We start from the raw sequence: 19,489 nt of genomic DNA on the forward strand, positions 1-19,489 counted from the left end.
GTGTCGGTTGTCCGACTGCTCCGGAAGGGCTCGACTTCTGTAACTACTAGTATGTACAGTAGCGGCATGAGCACCTCGGACCGACTGATCGAGTCCACCCGTGAACTGCTGTGGGAGCGCGGCTATGTGGGCACCAGCCCCAAGGCCATCCTGGAGCGCGCGGGTGCCGGGCAGGGCAGCATGTACCACCACTTCAAGGGCAAGCCGGATCTCGCCCTGGCCGCGATCCGGCGGACGGCCGAGGAGATGCGGGCTACCGCCGCGGGAGTACTCGACGGTCCGGGGACGCCGTACGAGCGCATCGAGGCGTATCTGCGGCGTGAGCGCGATGTGCTGCGGGGCTGTCCCGTCGGGCGGCTGACGATGGACCCGGACGTGATCGCCAGCGACGAGCTGCGGGCGCCCGTCGACGAGACGCTCGACTGGCTGCGCGAACGGCTCGCCGCGATCGTCGAGGAGGGCAAGGAACAGGGCCAGTTCGCGCCCGGTCTCGACGGCGAGGAGATCGCTGCGACGGTCGTCGCGACCGTCCAGGGCGGCTACGTCCTCGCCCGCGCGTCCGGTTCGCCCGCCGCCTTCGACGCGGGGGTACGAGGCCTGCTCTCCCTCCTCTCACCTCGCCAGGAAGGCGCCCGATGCACGCGATGCAGTACGCACTGACCCTGCCCGCCGACTACGACATGGAGATCATCCGCCGGCGCGTCGCGACGAAGGGGCACCTGCTCGACGAGTGGGAGGGCCTGGGCTTCAAGACGTATCTGGTGCGCGAGCGCGGGGTGCACGGGTCGCCGGTCAACCAGTACGCGCCGTTCTATCTGTGGAACACCGTCGCGGGCATGAACTCCTTCCTCTGGGGAGGCCCGTTCCAGGGCGTCGTCGACGACTTCGGGCGGCCGTCGGTCCGGCAGTGGGCCGGGCTGGCGTACGAGGAGGGCGGCGCCGCCGGTTCGCCTGGGCGGGTGGCGGTGCTGCGGCACCAGAAGGTTGCGGACGGCGGGCTGGTGAGCGACGTCATGGCGGACGCGGCGCGGCAGACCGGGCGGCTGGCCGGCGAGGACGGCGCGGTGCTCGCGGCTGCCGCCGTCGACACGAGCCGCTGGGAGCTCGTCCACTTCTCGCTCTGGGCACACGACATGCCCGAAGCCGACGGTGACGTGTACGAGGTCCTGCACATGTCCGAGCCGGGGCGGGGCCGGCTGGCCCGATCGTGTTGATCTCTGACCCAACGGCCGCTTTCGGCCCCGACGACCGCGCGGAGGATGGGAGGTGACAGGCCGCCATGGCCTGCGGACACGACGAGAGGCGAGGACATGGCACTGGAGATGCGCGACCGCTGTGAGCGCTGCGAGACGGCGGCGCTGCCACCCGACGCACCTGCCCGCATCTGCTCGTACGAGTGCACCTTCTGCGTGCCGTGCGGCGCGGCCATGCGGGACATCTGTCCCAACTGCGGTGGCGAGCTGGTGCCCAGACCTCGCCGTACCTGACAAGGAGACCCCCACACATGCCCTTCGTCCGCATCGACGCCCTGGGAGCCGGTCCGGATCGCCTCGACGCACTCGGCCGTGCCGTGCACGACGCCCTGGTGGAGGCCATCGGGATACCGCCCGACGACCGGTTCCAGGTCCTAGTCGGACATGACGGCGTCCGCAGCACGCTCCGCTACGACGACGGCTACCTCGGCATCCGCCGGGACGACGGCCTGGTGTACGTCACGATCACCCTGCGCTCCGGACGGACTCCCGCGCAGAAGCAGGCGCTGTACCGGCGGATCGCCGAACTCGCCCACGCCTACGCGGGGACCGAGCCGCGCAACGTGTTCGTCAACCTGATCGAGAACGAGCCCATCGACTGGTCGTTCGGCGAAGGGGTGGCGCAGTACGCCACCGTGGCGCCACCGCCCTAACCACGGCGGAGAGTGGCGGCCGGGTAGGCGATCGTGGCGTCAGTCCGACGCGGGCACGGGGGGCCGGCGCCTGCTGTCGTCCAGCCGGCCGATGTGGGCGACGTTCCCGCGGTCCTCGGCGTCCTTGCTGGCCTCGGCGGCGAACCAGGCGTCCAGGATCTCCTTGAGCAGCGGCTCGGACGTGAGCCGGAGGCTGAGCGCGAGCACATTGGCGTCGTTCCAGCGGCGAGCGCCGTCCGCCGTGTAGGCGTCCGTGCACAGGGCCGCCCGTACGCCCGGCACCTTGTTCGCGGCGATCGACGCGCCCGTGCCGGTCCAGCAGCACACGACCGCCTGCTCGGCCGTCCCGTCGGCGACCTCCCGGGCGGCCGCCTCCGAGCACGGGGCCCACTGCGGATTGTCGCCGGGGCTCAGCGCGCCGTGCGTGACCACCTCGTGGCCGCGCTCGCGCAGTTCGGCGACGAGGAGGCGGGCCACTGGTTCGTCCATGTCCGAGGAGACGGAGATCCGCATGTTCGAAGACTACCCGGACCGGCCGCCTACGCTCCGAGCGCGCGGGTGAGCAGCATTCTGCGGTTGTTCGTCGAGGTCTTGGCGAAAATCGACTTGAGGTGGTCCTGCACGGTGTGCTCGGACACGAACATCTGCCGGGCCACGGTGTGGCTGTCGCCGCCCTTTGCCAAGCGGCCGAGCAGGTCGCCCTCCCGGGCGGTCAGGCCGAACGCCCTGGTGAACACGGCGAGCCGCTCGGCCGGTGCGGCCTCCTCGATGGTGACGGCGATGTCCCGGCGGTCCGGCGGATCCGCGTCGCCGATCCGGGCGGCGCGCAAGGTCAGCCAGAGGCCGTCCGCCAGGTGGACCCGGGCGCGCGGCGGGTTCGTATCGACTCCCGCCTCGACGGCCAGCAGCTGGGCGGCGACGTTGTAGGCGCTCGCGGGAACCGGCGGGCGGCCGTGCTCGGGCGGCACCAGGACGCTCAGGTAGGCGTGGGTCTCCGGGGTCTGGCCCAGTATGCGGAGGCCGGGCGAGAGCAGCAGTACCAGCGGTCCCGGGTGCGCCGCTTCGGGCGGCCGTACGACGAAGGTCTGGGCCTGGCTGCGGCGCAGCGCGGTGGTCATCGGTCCGGTGACGTGTGCCAGGTAGGAGGTCTCCTCGCGGTTGAAGTCCCGCTCCGTGCGCCAGAGATCGAGGAATCCCCAGCAGCCGAAGCGGTCCTTGAACACCATCGAGGCGATGTCCCGCACCCCGTAGTGGTGCAGCAGTTCACGCCACAGCAGGCTGCGCGAGAGGTCCTGGTGTGCGCTCAGCAGGGCGACGTCCTCCACCGCCGTCCAGCGGTTGACGTCGGTCAGGTACTTGAGGCGGATGGCCCGGGGCAGTTCGGGCAGGCACGGGACATCCGCGATCGGTGAGCAGCCCACCGAGGTCTCCGGGTCGGTGAGCAGAAACGCATAGGCGTCGAAGCCGACGGCTGCCCGCAGCTCGTCGAGGAGCCGAAGACGCAGGTTCCGGGAGTCGCCACCCGTCTCGCAGAGGCGGACGACACGCTCGTGCGACCGTGCGTACACGGCTGGGCCGGCCATGGTTCGAGCCTACGTCGCAATACCCCACCTATCTGGGATGTACCGCGCCGCTGCCCGCTGACCAGCATGAAGGCATGAGACCGACGACAGTCATATCCACCCTTCACATCGAGCACGCGATCACCGACTTCACGGTGTGGAAGACCGCGTTCGACCGCTTCGCGCCCATGCGCAAGGAGGCGGGCGTACGGCGGCACCGAGTCCAGCGCCCGGTGGACGACCCGGCATACGTGATCGTCGACCTCGACTTCGACACCGCGGACCAGGCCGAGAAGTTCCTCGGTTTCCTCAGGACCCGGGTGTGGTCCACGCCGGACAACGCCCCGGCACTGGCCGGCGCGCCGCAGACGCGGATCCTCCAGACGGGCGAGGAGATCTGAGTCAGAAGGACTGATCATGAAGCGCATCGTTCGTGGCGCCGGAGACCGCCGAAGAGCGGCGAGCCCTACGTCGTCAGCGCCCCCAGCGGATCGTCCAGCACCGGCTGCCAGGCCAACTCGGCCGCGCCGACCAGGCTGTTGTGGTCGAGGGTGCACGCGAGGATCGGTACGCCGCCGCTCTGCCCCCACAGGCTGCGGTCGGCGACGACCGCGCGCAGGCGGTCGGGGTCGGCGTCGAGGAGGGTGCGGTGCAGGCCGCCGAGGATGATGCGGTCCGGGTTGAGGATGTTGACCAGGCCGGCCAGGCCCAGGCCGAGGCGGTCGATGAGGGCCTCGGTGGCTCCGCGGACCGCCGGGTCGTCGTACTGGGTGCGGATCAGGTCCTTGGCCTGCTGGAGCAGGGAGACCTCGGGACCCGGCTCACGGCCGGCCGCCGTGAGGAAGGCCAGCGGGTCGGCCTCGACGTCGAGGCAGCCGCGGCTGCCGCAGTGGCAGGGGCGGCCCTCGGGGTTCACGGTGAGGTGGCCGACCTCCAGGGCCAGACCCGAACTGCCGGTGTGCAGACGGCCGTCCAGCACCAGCGCGCCGCCGACGCCCCGGTGGCCGGTGGCCACGCACAGCAGGTCGCGGGCGCCGCGGCCGGCGCCGTGCCGGTGCTCGGCGAGCGCGGCGAGGTTGACGTCGTTGCCGGTGAACGCCGGTCCGGTGATCCCGGCCGCGCGCACGCACTCGGTGAAGGTACGCCGTACGGGCGCGCCCACGGGCCACGCCAGGTGCAGGGGGTTCAGCGCCAGGCCGTCGGGTTCGGCGACCGCGGAGGGGACGGCGAGGCCCGCGCCGACGCAGCGTCGGCCCGTCGTGCGCAGGAGGTCGGCGCCCGCCTCGACGACGGAGCCGAGGACCTTCGCCGGGTCGGCGTCGACCGTCTCGCAGGCGGGCGCGGTGGCGACGATACGGCCGCCGAGGCCCACCAGCGCCGCCCGGAACCCGTCGGCGTGCACCTGCGCGGCAAGGACGACCGGGCCGTCCTCGGCGACCGCCAGCCGGTGCGAGGGCCGCCCCTGCGAACCGGCCGCCGCGCCGGGCCGGGCGTCGACCCGGATCAGCCCTAGCGCCTCCAGCTCGGCGGCGACCGCGCCGGCCGTGGCCCGGGTCACGCCGAGCTCGGCGGTGAGCACGGCGCGGGTGGGTGCGCGTCCGGTGTGCACGAGCTCCAACGCGGGTCCGAGCGCACCGCGCCCCCGGTCCAACCGCGTCCTCGACGTAGTCCCTTCCCCCACCGGCCGGGGGTCAGCCTTGCCGCTCATGAGGGCGAGTCTCCCATGATCCGCAGGTGTGGCGGCCTACCGGCCGCTCACCCTGAGCGTGATGTTCAACCGCCCGGTCAGCCCCAACTCCGGCGGTGCGGTGCCCGGCTGCACCCTCGGCACGCCGTGGTAGGCGAGCCGGGACGGGCCGCCGAACACGAACAGGTCGCCGCTGCGCAGCTCGACGTCGGTGTAGGGCCGGGTCCGGGTCTCGGTGTTGCCGAAGCGGAAGACGCAGGTGTCGCCGAGGCTCAGGGACACCACCGGCGCGGGCGACTTCTCGTCGCTGTCGCGGTGCATGCCCATGCGGGCGTCGGCGTCATAGAAGTTGATCAGCGCGATGTCGTACGCCTCCACCGGTTCGCCCAGCGCGTCCCGCACGGCGCGGCGGCCCAGCTCCCCCAGCCACCCGGGGAAGGGTTTCACCGGGGAGCCGTCGCCGTCGACGACCGTGCGGGCGTAGGCGTACGGGTACCAGTGCCAGCCCAGGCAGACCTGCCGGGCGGTCATCGTGCCGCCACCGGGCGTGCGGACCGTGCGCAGTCCGGCCGGTGGGCGCGCCCACTCGCGGCAGGCCCGGAGCAGCTCGCGCCGGCGCTCGGCGTCCAGCCAGCCGGGCACGTGAACCGCGCCCGGCGCGACCTCCGTACGCTCGCGGGGGAACAGCTCGGCGTCCATGCCTCCCATCCTCCCCCACCGGCCCCACCGGCCGTGAGCTGCGGCTCCGCTAGCCTTGACGCACGATGAACGACCGTATGACGACGCCCTGGGGCGAGCTCGCGCTGACCCGTTTCCCCGAGGACCCGCGTGAGAGGCTGCGCGCCTGGGACGCCTCCGACGAGTACCTCCTCAGGCATCTAGCGGAGCGGGAGGTGCCGCCGTCCGGCACGGTCGTGGTGGTCGGTGACCGCTGGGGCGCCCTGGTCACGGCGCTCGCGGCGCACCGGCCGACGCAGATCACGGACTCCTACCTCACCCAGGAGGCGACCCGGGCCAACCTCGCGCGCGCCGGCGTGGAACCCGGCTCCGTGCGGCTGCTCACCACGCAGGATCCGCCACCGGAGCGCATCGACGTGCTCCTGGTGCGGGTACCGAAGAGCCTGGCGCTGCTGGAGGACCAGCTGCTGCGGCTGGCGCCCGCGGTGCACGAGGGCACGGTGGTGGTCGGCACCGGCATGGTGAAGGAGATCCACACCTCCACCCTGCGGCTGTTCGAGCGGATCCTCGGCCCGACCCGCACCTCGCTCGCGGAGAAGAAGGCCCGGCTGATCTTCTGCACGCCCGATCCGGCGCTGGAGCGGCCCGCCAATCCCTGGCCGTACACCTACACGCTGCCCGACGGCATCGGCGCGGTCTCGGGGCGCCCGGTCGTCAATCACGCGGGCGTCTTCTGTGCCGACCGGCTCGACATCGGTACGCGCTTCTTCCTGGGGCACCTGCCGGGCAGCGGGGGCGACCGGCGGATCGTGGACCTGGGGTGCGGCAACGGTGTCGTCGGTACGGCGATGGCGCTGGCGAACCCGCGGGCCGAGGTGCTGTTCGTGGACGAGTCGTTCCAGGCGGTGGCGTCGGCGGAGGCGACGTACCGGGCGAACGGGGTTCCGGGGCACGCCGAGTTCCGGGTCGGGGACGGGCTGGCGGGTGTGCCGACCGGCAGCGTCGACCTCGTGCTCAACAATCCGCCGTTCCACTCCCACCAGGCGACGACCGACGCGACGGCCTGGCGGATGTTCACCGGCGCCCGGCGTGCGCTCAGGCCGGGCGGTGAGCTGTGGGTGATCGGCAACCGGCACCTCGGCTACCACGTGAAGCTGCGGCGCCTGTTCGGCAACAGTCAACTCGTAGCCGGTGACCCGAAGTTCGTGGTGCTGAGGGCTGTCAAGCGGTAGGCCCCGGACGTCGCCCGGTTCAGGCACGCGGCGCTCGGTCAGGGCGCCCTCAGCACCCCGATGATGCCGGCCACGGCCCGCACCATCGCCTCCCGCCCCACGCTCAGGTACTTGCGCGAGTCGACAGCCTCGGGGTGGGCGGCGAGGAAGTCGCGGATCGCGCCCGTCATGGCGATGTTGAGGGCGGTGCCGACGTTGACCTTGGCGATGCCGCCCGCGACCGCCGAGGTCAGTTCGTCGTCGGGGACGCCGGACGAGCCGTGCAGGACGAGGGGGACGTCCAGGGTGGCGGAGAGGCGTTTGAGGAGGTCGTGGTCGAGGGTGGCGGTGCGCGTGGTCATGGCGTGCGAGCTGCCGATGGCGACGGCGAGGGCGTCGACGCCGGAGTCGATGACGAAGGCGTGCGCCTCCGCCGGGTCGGTGCGGGCACCCGGGGCGTGGGCGTCCAGGGGCGGCTCGCCGTTCTTGCCGCCCAGCCGCCCCAACTCCGCCTCGATCCAAAGGCCTTGGGCGTGTGCCCAGTCGACGGCGGCCTTCGTCGCGGCGAGGTTGTCGGCGTACGGCAGGCGGGCCGCGTCGTACATCACGGAGCTGAATCCGGCGCCGGGCGCCTGGCGCAGCAGGTCGTCGCTCTGGATGTGGTCGAGGTGCAACGCGACGGGGACACCTGCGCGTTCGGCGGCGGTGACGGCGGCGCGGGCGAGCGGGAGGAGCCGTCCGTAGCGGAACTTGACGGCGTTCTCGCTGACTTGGAGGACGACGGGCGAATCCACCGACTCCGCGCCGGCGATGACCGCCTCGATGTGCTCAAGCGTGATGACGTTGAAGGCGGCTACGGCGGAGCGGGCTGCGGCGGCGCTGGTGACGAGCTCGCCGGTGGTGACGAGGGGCACGGGCGGTCCTTTCTCGGCGCGGGAAGAGGACTCGTCAGTGGGCGAGGATCACCGAGCGGGTGAGATGGCGCGGCTGGTCCGGATCGAGGCCGCGGGCAGCGGCGACGGCGACCGCGAGCCGCTGGGCACGGACCAGTTCGGCGAGCGGGTCGAGGCGGCCCTGGATCCACATTCCGCCGGTGGCGCGCACCTGCTCGGCCAGCCCTTCGGGAGCCTCGCCGAACATCCAGGTCGCGGTGGAGTTCGTGGTGATGCTGATCGGGCCGTGCCGGTACTCCATGGCCGGGTAGGCCTCGGTCCAGGACAGCGACGCCTCGCGCATCTTCAGCCCGGCCTCGTTGGCCAGGCCCACGGTCCAGCCGCGGCCGAGGAAGGTGAACTGCGTGCACTCCACGAGCCCCGCGGGCAGCTCGCCGGCGAGCGCTGTGCGCGCGTCGGCCACGACGGCGTCGGTGTGCAGGCCGAGGTGGGCGCGGAGCAGGGTGAGGGCGGTGGTGGCGAACCGGGTCTGCACGACGGAGCGTTCGTCCGCGTAGTCGAGGACGACGACCTCGTCCGCGACCGTCATCACGGGTGTGTCCGGGTCGGCACTGAGCGCCGTCGTGCGCGTACGCCCCTTCAACCGCGCCAGGAGGTCGAGTACTTCGGTGGTCGTGCCGGAGCGGGTGAGGGCGATGACACGGTCGTAGGAGCGCCCGTGGGGGAACTCCGACGCGGCGAAGGCGTCCGTCTCTCCATGGCCCGATCCCTCGCGCAGCGCGGCGAACGCCTGCGCCATGAAGTACGACGTGCCGCAGCCGACGGCCGCGACCCGCTCCCCCGGCACCGGCAGCGCTCCGGCGTGGCCGGTCGCCTCCGCCGCGGCGCGCGTCCAGCATTCGGGCTGGCTGTCCAGCTCGTCCTCGACATGTGCCATGCCGCCACCTTCCTCAGTTCTGATTGTTCTTGCAAGATATAGCCATCTTTCGAGCACAATCAAGCATTCTGCGGCTGGTGGCGTGCGCTAAGGTCGCCGGGAGATCGAGGAATGGAGGGTGGATGTCGCGCGACGCCCGCTGGAAGACGCTGCTGGAGCTGCTCGTCGAGCGGGGCCGGCTGGACGTCGAGGAGGCAGCCGCCGAGCTGGAGGTGTCGGCCGCCACGATCCGCCGCGACTTCGACCAGCTCGCCGAGCAGCAGATGCTCGTGCGCACGCGGGGCGGCGCGGTCGTGCACGGCGTGTCGTACGAGCTGCCGCTGCGCTACAAGACGGCCCGGCACGCCTCCGAGAAGCAGCGCATCGCCAAGGCGGTGGCCGGCCTCATCGCGCCCGGCGAGGCGGTGGGGCTGACCGGCGGCACGACGACCACGGAGGTGGCCCGCGCCCTGGCCGTGCGCGGTGATCTGGCCTCCGGCTCGCCCGCGCTGACGATCGTCACCAACGCCCTCAACATTGCCAATGAGCTGGCCGTGCGCCCCCAGTTCAAGATCGTGCTCACCGGCGGGGTCGCGCGCCCGCAGTCGTACGAGCTCGTCGGGCCGCTCGCGGACGCGGTGCTGGCCCAGATCACGATCGATGTGGCGGTGCTCGGCGTCGTCGCCTTCGACGCCGAGCACGGCGCCGCCGCGCACGACGAGGCGGAGGCGGCGATCAACCGGCTGCTGTGCGAGCGCGCCGCGCGTGTGATCGTGGCCGCGGACTCCAGCAAGCTGGGCCGCCGGGCGTTCGCCCGGATCTGTGCGGCCGACGCCGTGGACACACTGGTCACCGACGCGGCGGCGGCCCCCGAGACCGTACGGCGCCTGGAGGAGCAAGGTCTGAAAGTCTTCGCGGTCTGATCGCGATCCCGGGCTTCGCCCCGCCGCTTCCACCTAGGCTGGGAGCGAGGCACAGGGCGGGCAGGGAGGCTGCTATGAGCGGAACACCGATCGGCCAGGACGCACCAGGGGCTTCGCGCTATCTGCCGATCGCCGAACACGGGCTGATCGGCGATCTGCGCAGTGTGGCGCTGGTGGGCACGGACGGCACGATCGACTGGTACTGCTGCCCGGCCTTCGACGCGCCGAGCGTCTTCGCGGCGATCCTGGACGCCGAGCGGGGCGGGTCCTTCGAGCTGGCGGCGGCGGTGCCGGCGAAGACCAAGCAGTTCTACTTCCCCGACACGAACGTGCTGATCACAAGGTTCTTCACCGAGGGCGGCGTCGGTGAGGTGCAGGACTTCATGCCGGTCGACGGCGACTCGGTCGAGGCCGAACGCCATCGGCTGATCCGGCGCGTGGTGTGCGTACGCGGGTCGATCCCGTTCCGGACGCGGGTGGCGCCGCGCTTCGACTACGGCACCCGGCCGCACACCGTCCGCAGGGCCGGCGACGTCGTGGTCTTCGAGTCCGCCAAGCTGTCGCTCGGGCTCACCGCGACCGTTCCCATGGAGACCGACGACCGAGACGCCCACGCCGAGTTCAAGCTCGCCGAGGGCGAGTCGGCGGTGTTCGCGCTGGACCAGGTCGGCGGCGAGGTGTCCCCGCGGCGGTGTGCGCACACCGAGGCGGAGGAGCAGTTCAACAGCACGGTGGCGTACTGGCGGCACTGGCTGTCCGCCTCCAGATACCGGGGCCGCTGGCGGGAGATGGTGCACCGCTCCGCCCTCACCCTGAAGCTGCTCACCTACGCGCCCACCGGCGCGATCCTGGCCGCGCCGACGACGAGCCTGCCCGAGCAGCTCGGCGGCGAACGCAACTGGGACTACCGGTACGTGTGGGTGCGCGACGCCGCCTTCTGTGTGTACGCGCTGCTGCGGCTCGGCTTCACCGGCGAGGCGCGGGAGTTCATGAACTTCGTGACCCGGCACATCAGTCCGGGCGACGGCGGCCACTCCGGGCCCCTGCAGATCATGTACGGCATCGACGGCCGCACCGATCTGACCGAGCGCGAACTCGGCCATCTGGAGGGGCATCACGGCTCCGCGCCGGTGCGGGTCGGCAACGCCGCCGCGAACCAGCTCCAGCTCGACATCTACGGCGCGCTGATCGACTCGATCTACCTCTACGACAAGTGGGCGGAGCCGATCTCCAGCGACCAGTGGGACGACGTGTGCGCGCTGGTGGACTGGGTGTGCGAGCACTGGGACCAGCCCGACGAGGGCATCTGGGAGACCCGCGGCGGGCGCAAGAACTTCCTGTACTCGCGGCTGATGTGCTGGGTGGCGATCGAGCGGGCCATCCGGATGGCCAACCGGCGCGGTCTGCCCGCCGATCTGGTGCGCTGGCGGGGGTGCCGGGACACGATCTACCGGCGGATCATGAAGCGGGGCTGGTCGGAGAAGCGCCAGGCCTTCGTGCAGCACGAGGACGGCGACGTACTGGACGCGGCCGTGCTGATGATGCCGCTGACGAAGTTCATCGCGCCGACCGACCCCAAGTGGCTGTCCACCCTCGACGCCCTCACCCAGGACCTGGTGTCCGACTCGCTGGTCTACCGCTACGACCCGGTGGCGAGCCCCGACGGGCTGCACGGCGACGAGGGCACGTTCTCGATCTGCTCGTTCTGGTACGTCGAGGCCATGGTCCACGCCGGCCGGCTCGACGAGGCGCGGCTGGCGTTCGAGAAGATGCTGACGTACGCCAATCATCTCGGCCTGTACGCCGAGGAGATCAGCCACACGGGTGAGCAACAGGGCAACTTCCCGCAGGCGTTCACGCATCTCGCCCTGATCAGCGCGGCCTTCAATCTCGACCGCGCCCTGGGGTGAGGGGAGTTCACAGGGTCGGTGGGACGCATTCGGGACGACATCGAACTTAGGTGAGGCTAACCTAAAGAGGGTTCCCAACTCACCGAAGGGCAACCCGAGATGACGCCTGGCTCGATCTTCCCGTACGTCATGCCGACCCCCGCGATGCTGCCCGACGACCGGACGGGGTGGACCCTCGACCCGAGCCGGTCCGCGCTCGTGGTGCTGAATCTGCAGAGGCGCTTCCTGCGGGTGCTGGACCAGGAGGGCGCCCCGGTCGCCGAACTCCTCGCCAACGCCGGCCGGTTGGTGCGGGCCGCCCACGCGGCCGGGGTGCCCGTCGTCCACACGGTGCCGGCCGGTGAGCGGGGGCCCGCCGCGTACGGGCGACCGGCCGGGCCGCCGGCCGACAAGGACGGCGAGGCGTTCGCGGAGCAGGTGGCACCCCGCAGCGGAGACGTTGTGCTCACCGCCCGCAAGCACAGCGCGTTCGCCCGGACCCGGCTGGAGAGCCGGTTACGGGACCTGAAGCGCGACCAGGTCGTGCTCGGCGGGCTGTTCGCCCGGATCGGCGTGCTGATGACGGCCGCCGACGCCTGGGTGCGGGACCTGGAGCCCTTCGTCGTCGCGGACGCCATCGCCGATGTGTCGGCGGGCAGCCATGAGTTCGCGCTCGAATGGATGGCGGACACGTGCGGGGCGGTGACGTCCACGGACCTGGTGGTGGCGGCCTTCGACCCCGCCGTGCCCGCGGCGAAGGCGGTCTGACGGGTTCAGACGGATGCCGTACGGCGGGCCAGCAGGGAGCGGTGGATCTCCCCGGCGCGGATCGCGGTGGTCGACAGCAGGGTGGAGGTGAGTCCGTGGGTGTGCTCGGTACTGCCCTGCAGATAAATCCCCGCGGTGACATCGGGCGCGGTCTCCACGCGATGGTCGCGGGCGACGCGGATCGCGTCCCCGTCGTCGCGCAGGCACACCTTGGCCGCCTCACCGAGCAGGGCGGTGAGGTCGCGGGGCCGGTAGCCGGTGGCGTGCACGAGCACATCGGCCTCCAGGACCTGCTGGTCCCCGGTCGGCAGGAACTCCACCGAGACGTCGAGGGGGCCGTCGCCGCGCTGCAGGACGTCACGGATGCGGGAGACGTTGAGGAAGCGCAGCCGCTCCCGGCCGGTGACCTTCTCCTGGTACGCGGTGGCGTACAGGGACTCGATCAGCTCCATGTCTACGACGGAGTAGTTGGTGGAGCGGTGATAGTCGAAGAGGGACTGTTTGACCTCGGAGGGCGCCCCGAAGTACACGTCCACCGCCTCGGGGTCGAAGATGCGGTTGGCGAACGGGCTGTCGTCGGCGGGCGTGTAGCCGTACTTGGCGAACACCGCGCAGACCTCGGCCTCCGGGAAGGAGCGGTGCAGGAAGTCGACCGTCTCGGCGGCGCTCTGCCCCGCGCCGAGGACGACCGCGCGGCGCACCGGCGCACCGGAGGCGGCCAGTTCGGTCACGCGCGGCAGTAACTGGCTGTTGTGCCAGATGCGTTCGGAGAGCTCGACGCCGGGTGGCACATGGGGTTCGAGGCCGACCGCCACGCTGATGTCGCGGGCGCGGTGGGTGATGTGGCGGTCGGGGCGCTCCGGGTCACGGCTCACCACCTCGAAGTGCGTCACCGTGCCCGTGTCGTCGCGCACGGGGTCGATGGCGGTCACCTCGCTGTCGTACGCCACGAGATGCCGCACCCGCTCGGCGGCCCACTCGAAGTACTCGTGGAACTCGACGCGCAGCGGGAAGAGGGTCTTCTGGTTCAGGAAGTCGATCAGCCGGCCGCGCTCGCGCAGGAAGCACAGGAAGCTGAAGTCGCTGGCCGGATTGCGCAGCGTCACAAGGTCCTTGAGGAACGACACCTGCATCGTGGCGTCGTCGATGAGCATGCCCCGGTGCCAGCCGAAACGCGGCTGGCGCTCCAGGAAAAGGGCGTTGGTCCGACGGTCGGCCGCAAGGTTCGCGTTGTGTTCGTCAATCGCTATGGCCAGGGCCAGATTTGACGGCCCGAAGCCGATTCCGAGGACGTCGTAGGTGGTGTCCGATCCCATGAGCGGTGACTTCACCGTGGCATCGCCTCCCTCAGGCAGCCACATGTTAGATAAGGTTAGCCTAACCTTGCAATGGAGCCGCCGGAGGGGAGAACCGCATGCGCGTCGCCATGTTCGGCTATCAGACCTGGGGTCACCGCACACTCCAGGCCCTGCTGGACTCCGACCACGAGGTCGTCCTCGTGGTCACGCACCCCAAGAGCGACCACGCCTACGAGAAGATCTGGGACGACTCCGTCGCCGAACTGGCCGAGAAGAACGACGTCCCCGTACTCCTGCGCAACCGTCCCGACGACCCCGAACTCCTCGCCGCGGTGCGCGGCGCCCGGCCCGACATCCTCGTCGCCAACAACTGGCGCACCTGGCTGCCGCCGGAGCTCTTCGACCTGCCCCCGCACGGCACGCTCAACATCCACGACTCGCTGCTGCCCTCCTACGCCGGCTTCTCCCCCATCATCTGGGCGCTGATCAACGGCGAGGAGCGGGTCGGCGTCACCGCGCACCGTATGAACGCCGAGCTGGACGCCGGGGACATCCTGGTGCAGCGCTCGGTGGTGGTGGGGCCGGCCGACACCGCGACGGACCTGTTCCACCGGACCGTCGACCTCATCGCGCCGATCGTGCGCGAGTCGCTCGACCTCATCGCCTCCGGCAGGGCCGCCGCCCACTGGCAGCCGCAGGACCGCAGCCGGGCGAGCTTCTTCCACAAGCGGTCGCTCCAGGACAGCCGGATCGACTGGACCTGGCCCGCGGAGCGCCTGGAGCGTCTCGTACGGGCACAGTCGGACCCGTATCCCAACGCGTACACGTTCCATCGCGGGCAGCGGCTCAGGATCGTCTCGGCCGCCGTCTCCGAGGGCCGTTACGGCGGCACTCCGGGCCGCATCTTCATCCGTGAGGGCGACGGTGTCGTCATCGTGGCCGGCGCGGACGCCCACACGGGCCGCCATCCGGGGCTGCTCGTCAAGCGGCTGCGCACCGACGACGGCACGGAGTACGCGGCGACCGACTACTTCCGCACGATGGGCGGCTACCTGACGGCGCGTGCGTGAACTGACGCTCCGTCAACTGCCTCAGCAATCAGGCCACTTGACCGAAAACCGTTGTTGAGGCAAGGCTTACCTTGCTTTACTGACGGCCGTACCACTCCTGCCTGTCACCGGCGACAAGGGACGCACATGCCGAGAAAGCTCCTCACCACCCTTCTCACCGTCACCCTGGCCGCCGGACTGGCAGCCTGCGGCTCCGTCAAGGACGACTCCAACACCTCCTCGGACACCTCCGGCGAAGCGAAGGCGGACTCCTCGTCCGCCTTCCCGGTGTCCATCAAGCACAAGTTCGGCACCACAAAGATCTCCAAGGCGCCGGAGCGGATCGTGGTGATCGGCAACGGCGGTACCGACGACATCGACGCGCTGTACGCCCTGGGTGTCACGCCGGTCGCCATCTCCAAGGACGCCCTCACCAAGGACGGCGTCTACCCCTGGCTGAAGGACGAGATCGACACCGGCAAGACCGAGCTCCTCGACACGCTGACCGCCGTCGACTACGAGAAGGTCGCCTCCCTCCAGCCCGATCTGATCCTCGCCACCTCCGACTTCACCCTGGACAAGGACTACAAGAAGCTCGCCGCGGTGGCACCGACCATCGGGTACGAGACGGCCTGGGGTCAGCAGAGCTGGCAGGAGCATGTGCAGGTGGTCGCCAAGGCCGTCGGCAAGGAGGAGCAGGGCGAGCAGGTCATCAAGGAGACCGAGGACAGGATCGCCGCGGTGAAGGCGAAGCATCCGCAGCTGGAGGGCAAGACGTACAGCCTCTCCATCGGCAACACCCCGGCCAAGATCTTCACCATCGCGTCCGAGGACGACTTCGCCGCCAAGCTCATGAGCGAGGTCGGGATGAGCCTGACCCCGACCGTGAAGAACATCAAGACCGTCAACGGCAGCCCCACCGGCGAGCTGTCCTTCGAGCAGCTCGACAAGCTCGACGCCGATCTGGTGGTCATCGCGTTCACCACGCCGGACCTGAAGAAGGCCTTCGAGGCCAGTGACCTGGTGAAGAACATGTCCGCCGTGAAGGACGACCGGTACGTCGTGACGGACGTGGCGACCATCAGCCAGCTGCGCAGCCCGTCCGCGCTGGGTATCCCCTGGGCCCTGGACAACCTGGAGGCCGGGTTCAAGAAGCTGGACTGACCGCCCGAGGGGGAGCGAAGGAGGGGCGGGGTGCCGTGGGGCACCCCGCCCCTCCTTCTCATAGGTCGTTCAGTGCGGAGTCGACCTCTTCCGCCGACATGCCCTCGATCTCCAGATGGATCGCGGCCACCTGTTCGAGACGTCCGGGCGTCTCCTCCTCGGCGCAGAGCCGTTTGGCCATGCCGCCGGCCGTCAGGGTCGCGAAGAGGGACCGTACGGAGACCTCCGAGGTGTCCAGGGCCTCGCGCAGCCGGCCGACGATCACGGTGGCGAGCACCGAGTCCCCGCCGAGGGCGAAGAAGCCGTCGTCGAGGCCGACGCGTTCGACGCCGAGGACGTCCTGCCAGACCCGGGCCACGACCGTCTCCAGGGCGGTGCCGGGTGCCCTGTGCTGTTCCGTGTCCGCCACCCGCCACAGCTCCTGTACGGCGCGGCGGTCGAGCTTGCCGTTGGAGGTGAGCGGCAGTTCCCCGGTGACGGCGATCCGCGCCGGGACCATGTGGGGTGGCAGCACCGAGCGCGCGAACTCCCGCAGCTCGGCCTCGGCCGTTCCCGTGTCGGCGGCCACCGCGGCCACCAGCTGGACGCCCTGCCCCCGGGTCAGCCCGGCGACGGCACGCCGTACGGCGGGGTGTCCGGCGAGCGCCGCCTCCACCTCGCCCAGTTCGATCCGGAAGCCGCGCAGCTTGACCTGGTGGTCGCGGCGGCCGAGGAACTCCAGGGTGCCGTCCGGCCAGTACCGCGCGAGGTCACCGGTGCGGTACCAGCGCACCCCGCCCGCCTCGGTGAACTTCTCGGCCGTGCGCCCCGGGTCGGCCCGGTAGCCGAGCGCCACCCCGTCCCCGCCGATCCACAGCTCTCCCTGCACCCAGTCCGGGCAGTCCCGTCCATGGGCGTCGACGACCCGGCAGCGGACGTTGCGCAGCGGGGTGCCGTACGGCACCGACCGCCAGTGCGCGGGGACTTGGCCACCTGTCACCTCACAGAGGGTGGAGTGGATGGCGGTCTCCGTCGTCCCGCCGAGACCGGTGAACCGGCAGCCGGGCGCCCGCTCGGCCAGGCGCCCCGGCAGGTCGGTCCCCACCCAGTCGCCACCGAGCAGCACGACCCTCAGGCCGCTGAGTTCGCCGGGCGCGGTGGCGAGCAGGAGCATGTCGAGGAGCGGGGGCACGCAGTTGACGAGCGTCACCCCGCGCGTGCGCACCAGGCCGGCCCACTGGCGCGCCTCACGCCGGTCGTCCTCGGCCACGAGCACGACTGCGCCGCCCGCGCTCAGCAGCCCGAAGATGTCGTAGACGGAGAGGTCGAAGTCCAGGGCGGACAGGGCGAGACAGCGGTCCGACGCGCCCACGCCGAAGCGGTCGTTGAGGTCGTCGACGGTGTTCATGGCCGCCCGGTGCGGCACTTCGACGCCCTTGGGCTCCCCGGTGGACCCGGAAGTGAACAGAACGTACGCGGGCTGCTCCTCTTCCACCGTCACCGGACCGGAAAGGGGTGCACGGGCCGTCGCCTCGGCGACCGGCAGGGCGTCGAGACCCTCGACCGGGCGCCCGTCGGTCAGCGCGACACGGAACCCAGCGGTGGTACGGATGCGGTCGCGGCGGGCGGCCGGCTGCTCGACGCCGATCGGCACGTAGGCGGCGCCCGCGGCCAGCACACCCAGTACGGCGGTGATCTGGTCGGGCCCCTTCGGGAGACTGACCGCCACCGTGTCGCCGGGCCGCACGCCGCGCTCCACCAGGGCGGCGGCGGTGCGCAGCGCGCGGTCGGCCAACTCACCGTAGGAAAGGGATCCTTGGGCTTCCCACAGCAGGGCGGGGGCATCCGGCTGCTCGGCGGCACGCTCGAAGAACCCCTGGTGCAGCAGGCGGTGGCTGCGCGGGCCGTCGGTGGAGTTCACCCTGGCGCGGACCGCGGACTGCTCGGCCGGCAGCAGGGCCGGCACCGGCCGCTCCCAGACTGTGTCGTCGGTGCCGAGCCGGGTGACGAGCCCGTGGAACGCGGCGAACATCGCGTCGACCATGCCGGCCGGGAAGGCGTCCTCGCGGACGTCCCAGTTGACCAGCAGACCGCCGTCGACCTCGGTCACCTGGGCGTCGAGGAGTACCTGGGGGCCCTGGGAGATGATCCAGACGGGCTTGCCGAAGGACTGCCGTACACCTTGGTCGAAGAGCTCGCCGAGATTGAGGGCGCTGGTGAACACCACGGGCGCCAGGACCTGTTCGCCGTTGTGCCGGGACAGGTCCCGCAGCACCTCCACACCCGAGTAGTCGGCATGCGCCGCGTCGGTGTGCATACGGTCCTGCAGGCGCCGCGCGTGCTCGGTGAACGAGCCGTCCTCGGCCAGGTCCACGTCGAGCAGCACCGAGCTGGTGAAGTCGCCGACGAGCAGGTCGACGTCGGGGTGGGAGCCCCTGCGGTCGAACATCGGCACGTTCAGCAGGAAGCGTGGCTGTCCGCTCCAGGCGGCCAGGACCTCCGAGAAGGCGGTCGCCACCGCCATGGCCGGGGTCAGCCCGTGCTGGTGGGCGCGGGCGGTCAGGCGCCGCTTCTCCTCCGGCGGCAGCCAGTGGTGCCGCCGGGTCACCCGGGTCGGGTCCGCGCGCTCCGCCTCGGGCACGAGCGGGAGTGCGGGGGCGCCGGCCAGGTCCGGGATCCGCTGCTGCCACCACTTCTGTGCCTGCTCCCGGCTCAGCCGCCTTACGTGCGCGCGCTCCGCCAGGTACTCCGGGTAGCTCGTGCGGATCGGGGGGAGCGGGGTGCCGGGGTCCTGGTAGAGCTTGGCGAGATCGGAGAGCAGCACCCGGTAGCTGAGCGCGTCGGCGGCGAGCATGTCGACGTCCACGTGCAGCCGGCTCGTGCCGTCGGGCAGCAGCGAGAGCTGTACGGAGAAGACCTCACCGGCGGCGATGTCGAGGCGCGCGTGCGAGGAGGAGTGCCGGATGTCCGCCAGCTTGGCGGCCGCCGTTGGACGGCCCAGGGCCCGCAGGTCGTTGACGGCCGTCGCGGGGCGGGTGAGGCCGGGCAGGATCTGCTGACGGCCGTCGTCGGTGAAGCGGGCGCGCAGCATCGGGTGCCGGGCCGCGAGGGCTCGTACGGCCGTGTCGAGCCGGTCGGGGTCGACACCGGGCCCGTCGAACTCGACGTACAGGTGGGCCGCGACGGAGCCGAGCGTGCTCTCCTCGTCGCGGCCGATCCAGTAGGCGTGCTGCATCACGGCCAGCGGGAAGGGCTCGCGGGGTTCGGGCGCGGGGGCGGCCGGCTCGGGCTGGACCGGCTTGCGCTCGGCCGGTCCGCCGGCGGCCGGGATGTGGGCCGCCAGCAGCGTCCGCCAGGCGCGCAGGGTCGGCTCCTTGGCCAGCTCCGCGAAGCTGACCCGGATGCCCTGCTTGCGCCAGCCGCCCGCGATCTTCATCAGGGTGATCGAGTCCAGGCCCCAGGCGATGAGGCTGTCGTCCTCGCTCGGCGCTGCCTCCGAGCCGAATGTGTCGGTGACCGAACGGAGCAGCTCGTCCGCGGTCGGGTGGTGCTGCGTCACCGGTTCC

General features: G+C 71.3%; 19 protein-coding genes. 11 read left to right on the forward strand and 8 right to left on the reverse strand.

Going from position 1 to position 19,489, the window contains the following annotated elements; genetic code table 11:
• Positions 1-66 precede the first annotated feature (66 nt).
• The 4 genes from AQI70_RS22190 to AQI70_RS22200 all read left to right on the forward strand — a co-directional run bounded on the left by AQI70_RS22190 (position 67) and on the right by AQI70_RS22200 (position 1,906).
• Positions 67-660, forward strand: coding sequence for a TetR/AcrR family transcriptional regulator (locus AQI70_RS22190; protein WP_062152766.1), 594 nt, complete (start codon positions 67-69; stop codon positions 658-660).
• Positions 636-1,214 carry a DUF4865 family protein gene (locus tag AQI70_RS22195; RefSeq protein WP_062152768.1) on the forward strand — a complete coding sequence of 193 codons (579 nt, stop codon included), beginning with the start codon at positions 636-638 and terminating at the stop codon, positions 1,212-1,214. The genes AQI70_RS22190 and AQI70_RS22195 overlap by 25 nt, the downstream gene beginning before the upstream one ends.
• Positions 1,215-1,310: 96 nt before the next feature.
• Entirely contained in the window at positions 1,311-1,487 is a 177-nt protein-coding gene (locus tag AQI70_RS37665) for a DUF1272 domain-containing protein (RefSeq protein WP_079051427.1), read from the forward strand.
• 17 nt (positions 1,488-1,504) lie between these two features.
• Positions 1,505-1,906, forward strand: coding sequence for a tautomerase family protein (locus AQI70_RS22200; RefSeq protein WP_062152770.1), 402 nt, complete (start codon positions 1,505-1,507; stop codon positions 1,904-1,906).
• A 39-nt stretch (positions 1,907-1,945) separates the two neighbouring features.
• Here the strand turns inward: AQI70_RS22200 and AQI70_RS22205 are convergent, their stop codons facing one another.
• Both AQI70_RS22205 and AQI70_RS22210 read right to left on the reverse strand, forming a co-directional pair.
• A complete protein-coding gene (locus tag AQI70_RS22205; RefSeq protein WP_062152772.1) occupies positions 1,946-2,419 on the reverse strand; it encodes an RpiB/LacA/LacB family sugar-phosphate isomerase in 474 nt (157 codons plus the stop codon).
• Positions 2,420-2,445: 26 nt separating this feature from the next.
• Positions 2,446-3,489 (reverse strand): helix-turn-helix transcriptional regulator, encoded by a 1,044-nt coding sequence (locus AQI70_RS22210; protein WP_062152774.1) that lies wholly within the window; start codon positions 3,487-3,489, stop codon positions 2,446-2,448.
• A 74-nt stretch (positions 3,490-3,563) separates the two neighbouring features.
• On the opposite strand from AQI70_RS22210, the gene AQI70_RS22215 reads away from it, so the two are divergent.
• Positions 3,564-3,869 carry a hypothetical protein gene (locus AQI70_RS22215; protein WP_208607414.1) on the forward strand — a complete coding sequence of 102 codons (306 nt, stop codon included), beginning with the start codon at positions 3,564-3,566 and terminating at the stop codon, positions 3,867-3,869.
• Between the two features lie 65 nt (positions 3,870-3,934).
• On the opposite strand, the gene AQI70_RS22220 is transcribed toward AQI70_RS22215, so the two are convergent.
• Both AQI70_RS22220 and AQI70_RS22225 read right to left on the reverse strand, forming a co-directional pair.
• Positions 3,935-5,176, reverse strand: coding sequence for an ROK family protein (locus AQI70_RS22220; protein ID WP_079051428.1), 1,242 nt, complete (start codon positions 5,174-5,176; stop codon positions 3,935-3,937).
• 36 nt (positions 5,177-5,212) lie between these two features.
• Positions 5,213-5,854 (reverse strand): alpha-ketoglutarate-dependent dioxygenase AlkB family protein, encoded by a 642-nt coding sequence (locus AQI70_RS22225; RefSeq protein WP_062152776.1) that lies wholly within the window; start codon positions 5,852-5,854, stop codon positions 5,213-5,215.
• A 77-nt stretch (positions 5,855-5,931) separates the two neighbouring features.
• On the opposite strand from AQI70_RS22225, the gene AQI70_RS22230 reads away from it, so the two are divergent.
• Positions 5,932-7,065: a methyltransferase gene (locus AQI70_RS22230; protein WP_062152779.1), complete on the forward strand. Its 1,134-nt coding sequence runs from the start codon at positions 5,932-5,934 to the stop codon at positions 7,063-7,065.
• 38 nt (positions 7,066-7,103) lie between these two features.
• Here the strand turns inward: AQI70_RS22230 and AQI70_RS22235 are convergent, their stop codons facing one another.
• Positions 7,104-7,958 carry a class II fructose-bisphosphate aldolase gene (locus AQI70_RS22235; RefSeq protein WP_062152781.1) on the reverse strand — a complete coding sequence of 285 codons (855 nt, stop codon included), beginning with the start codon at positions 7,956-7,958 and terminating at the stop codon, positions 7,104-7,106.
• Between the two features lie 34 nt (positions 7,959-7,992).
• Positions 7,993-8,874, reverse strand: a complete 882-nt coding sequence (locus AQI70_RS22240; protein ID WP_062152783.1) for an SIS domain-containing protein — start codon at positions 8,872-8,874, stop codon at positions 7,993-7,995.
• Between the two features lie 122 nt (positions 8,875-8,996).
• Between AQI70_RS22240 and AQI70_RS22245 the strand changes: the two genes are divergently transcribed.
• From AQI70_RS22245 to AQI70_RS22255, 3 genes are all read left to right on the forward strand, one after another.
• Positions 8,997-9,776, forward strand: coding sequence for a DeoR/GlpR family DNA-binding transcription regulator (locus AQI70_RS22245; RefSeq protein WP_062152785.1), 780 nt, complete (start codon positions 8,997-8,999; stop codon positions 9,774-9,776).
• A 74-nt stretch (positions 9,777-9,850) separates the two neighbouring features.
• Positions 9,851-11,686: a glycoside hydrolase family 15 protein gene (locus AQI70_RS22250; RefSeq protein WP_062152786.1), complete on the forward strand. Its 1,836-nt coding sequence runs from the start codon at positions 9,851-9,853 to the stop codon at positions 11,684-11,686.
• 99 nt (positions 11,687-11,785) lie between these two features.
• A complete protein-coding gene (locus AQI70_RS22255; RefSeq protein ID WP_062152788.1) occupies positions 11,786-12,433 on the forward strand; it encodes an isochorismatase family protein in 648 nt (215 codons plus the stop codon).
• Between the two features lie 5 nt (positions 12,434-12,438).
• On the opposite strand, the gene AQI70_RS22260 is transcribed toward AQI70_RS22255, so the two are convergent.
• On the reverse strand, positions 12,439-13,749 hold the full coding sequence (locus AQI70_RS22260; protein ID WP_425264626.1) for a lysine N(6)-hydroxylase/L-ornithine N(5)-oxygenase family protein: 1,311 nt from the start codon (positions 13,747-13,749) through the stop codon (positions 12,439-12,441).
• Between the two features lie 98 nt (positions 13,750-13,847).
• Between AQI70_RS22260 and AQI70_RS22265 the strand changes: the two genes are divergently transcribed.
• Positions 13,848-14,801, forward strand: coding sequence for a methionyl-tRNA formyltransferase (locus AQI70_RS22265; protein ID WP_062152792.1), 954 nt, complete (start codon positions 13,848-13,850; stop codon positions 14,799-14,801).
• Positions 14,802-14,927: 126 nt separating this feature from the next.
• A complete protein-coding gene (locus AQI70_RS22270) occupies positions 14,928-15,944 on the forward strand; it encodes an iron-siderophore ABC transporter substrate-binding protein (RefSeq protein WP_062152793.1) in 1,017 nt (338 codons plus the stop codon).
• A gap of 58 nt (positions 15,945-16,002) precedes the next feature.
• On the opposite strand, the gene AQI70_RS22275 is transcribed toward AQI70_RS22270, so the two are convergent.
• On the reverse strand, positions 16,003-19,482 hold the full coding sequence (locus AQI70_RS22275; protein ID WP_062152795.1) for a non-ribosomal peptide synthetase: 3,480 nt from the start codon (positions 19,480-19,482) through the stop codon (positions 16,003-16,005).
• Between the last annotated feature and the right edge of the window lie 7 nt (positions 19,483-19,489).

Origin of the sequence: Streptomyces curacoi, assembly GCF_001513975.1 — a bacterium.
GTDB lineage: Bacteria > Actinomycetota > Actinomycetes > Streptomycetales > Streptomycetaceae > Streptomyces > Streptomyces curacoi.

Bases quoted from the DNA above. Each gene is read 5' to 3' on its own strand.
- AQI70_RS22190 (WP_062152766.1), top strand. From the start codon at position 67: ATGAGCACCTCGGACCGACTGATCGAGTCCACCCGTGAACTGCTGTGG.
- AQI70_RS22195 (WP_062152768.1), top strand. From the start codon at position 636: ATGCACGCGATGCAGTACGCACTGACCCTGCCCGCCGACTACGACATG.
- AQI70_RS37665 (WP_079051427.1), top strand. From the start codon at position 1,311: ATGGCACTGGAGATGCGCGACCGCTGTGAGCGCTGCGAGACGGCGGCG.
- AQI70_RS22200 (WP_062152770.1), top strand. From the start codon at position 1,505: ATGCCCTTCGTCCGCATCGACGCCCTGGGAGCCGGTCCGGATCGCCTC.
- AQI70_RS22205 (WP_062152772.1), bottom strand. From the start codon at position 2,419: ATGCGGATCTCCGTCTCCTCGGACATGGACGAACCAGTGGCCCGCCTC.
- AQI70_RS22210 (WP_062152774.1), bottom strand. From the start codon at position 3,489: ATGGCCGGCCCAGCCGTGTACGCACGGTCGCACGAGCGTGTCGTCCGC.
- AQI70_RS22215 (WP_208607414.1), top strand. From the start codon at position 3,564: ATGAGACCGACGACAGTCATATCCACCCTTCACATCGAGCACGCGATC.
- AQI70_RS22220 (WP_079051428.1), bottom strand. From the start codon at position 5,176: ATGAGCGGCAAGGCTGACCCCCGGCCGGTGGGGGAAGGGACTACGTCG.
- AQI70_RS22225 (WP_062152776.1), bottom strand. From the start codon at position 5,854: ATGGACGCCGAGCTGTTCCCCCGCGAGCGTACGGAGGTCGCGCCGGGC.
- AQI70_RS22230 (WP_062152779.1), top strand. From the start codon at position 5,932: ATGACGACGCCCTGGGGCGAGCTCGCGCTGACCCGTTTCCCCGAGGAC.
- AQI70_RS22240 (WP_062152783.1), bottom strand. From the start codon at position 8,874: ATGGCACATGTCGAGGACGAGCTGGACAGCCAGCCCGAATGCTGGACG.
- AQI70_RS22245 (WP_062152785.1), top strand. From the start codon at position 8,997: ATGTCGCGCGACGCCCGCTGGAAGACGCTGCTGGAGCTGCTCGTCGAG.
- AQI70_RS22250 (WP_062152786.1), top strand. From the start codon at position 9,851: ATGAGCGGAACACCGATCGGCCAGGACGCACCAGGGGCTTCGCGCTAT.
- AQI70_RS22255 (WP_062152788.1), top strand. From the start codon at position 11,786: ATGACGCCTGGCTCGATCTTCCCGTACGTCATGCCGACCCCCGCGATG.
- AQI70_RS22260 (WP_425264626.1), bottom strand. From the start codon at position 13,749: ATGGGATCGGACACCACCTACGACGTCCTCGGAATCGGCTTCGGGCCG.
- AQI70_RS22265 (WP_062152792.1), top strand. From the start codon at position 13,848: ATGCGCGTCGCCATGTTCGGCTATCAGACCTGGGGTCACCGCACACTC.
- AQI70_RS22270 (WP_062152793.1), top strand. From the start codon at position 14,928: ATGCCGAGAAAGCTCCTCACCACCCTTCTCACCGTCACCCTGGCCGCC.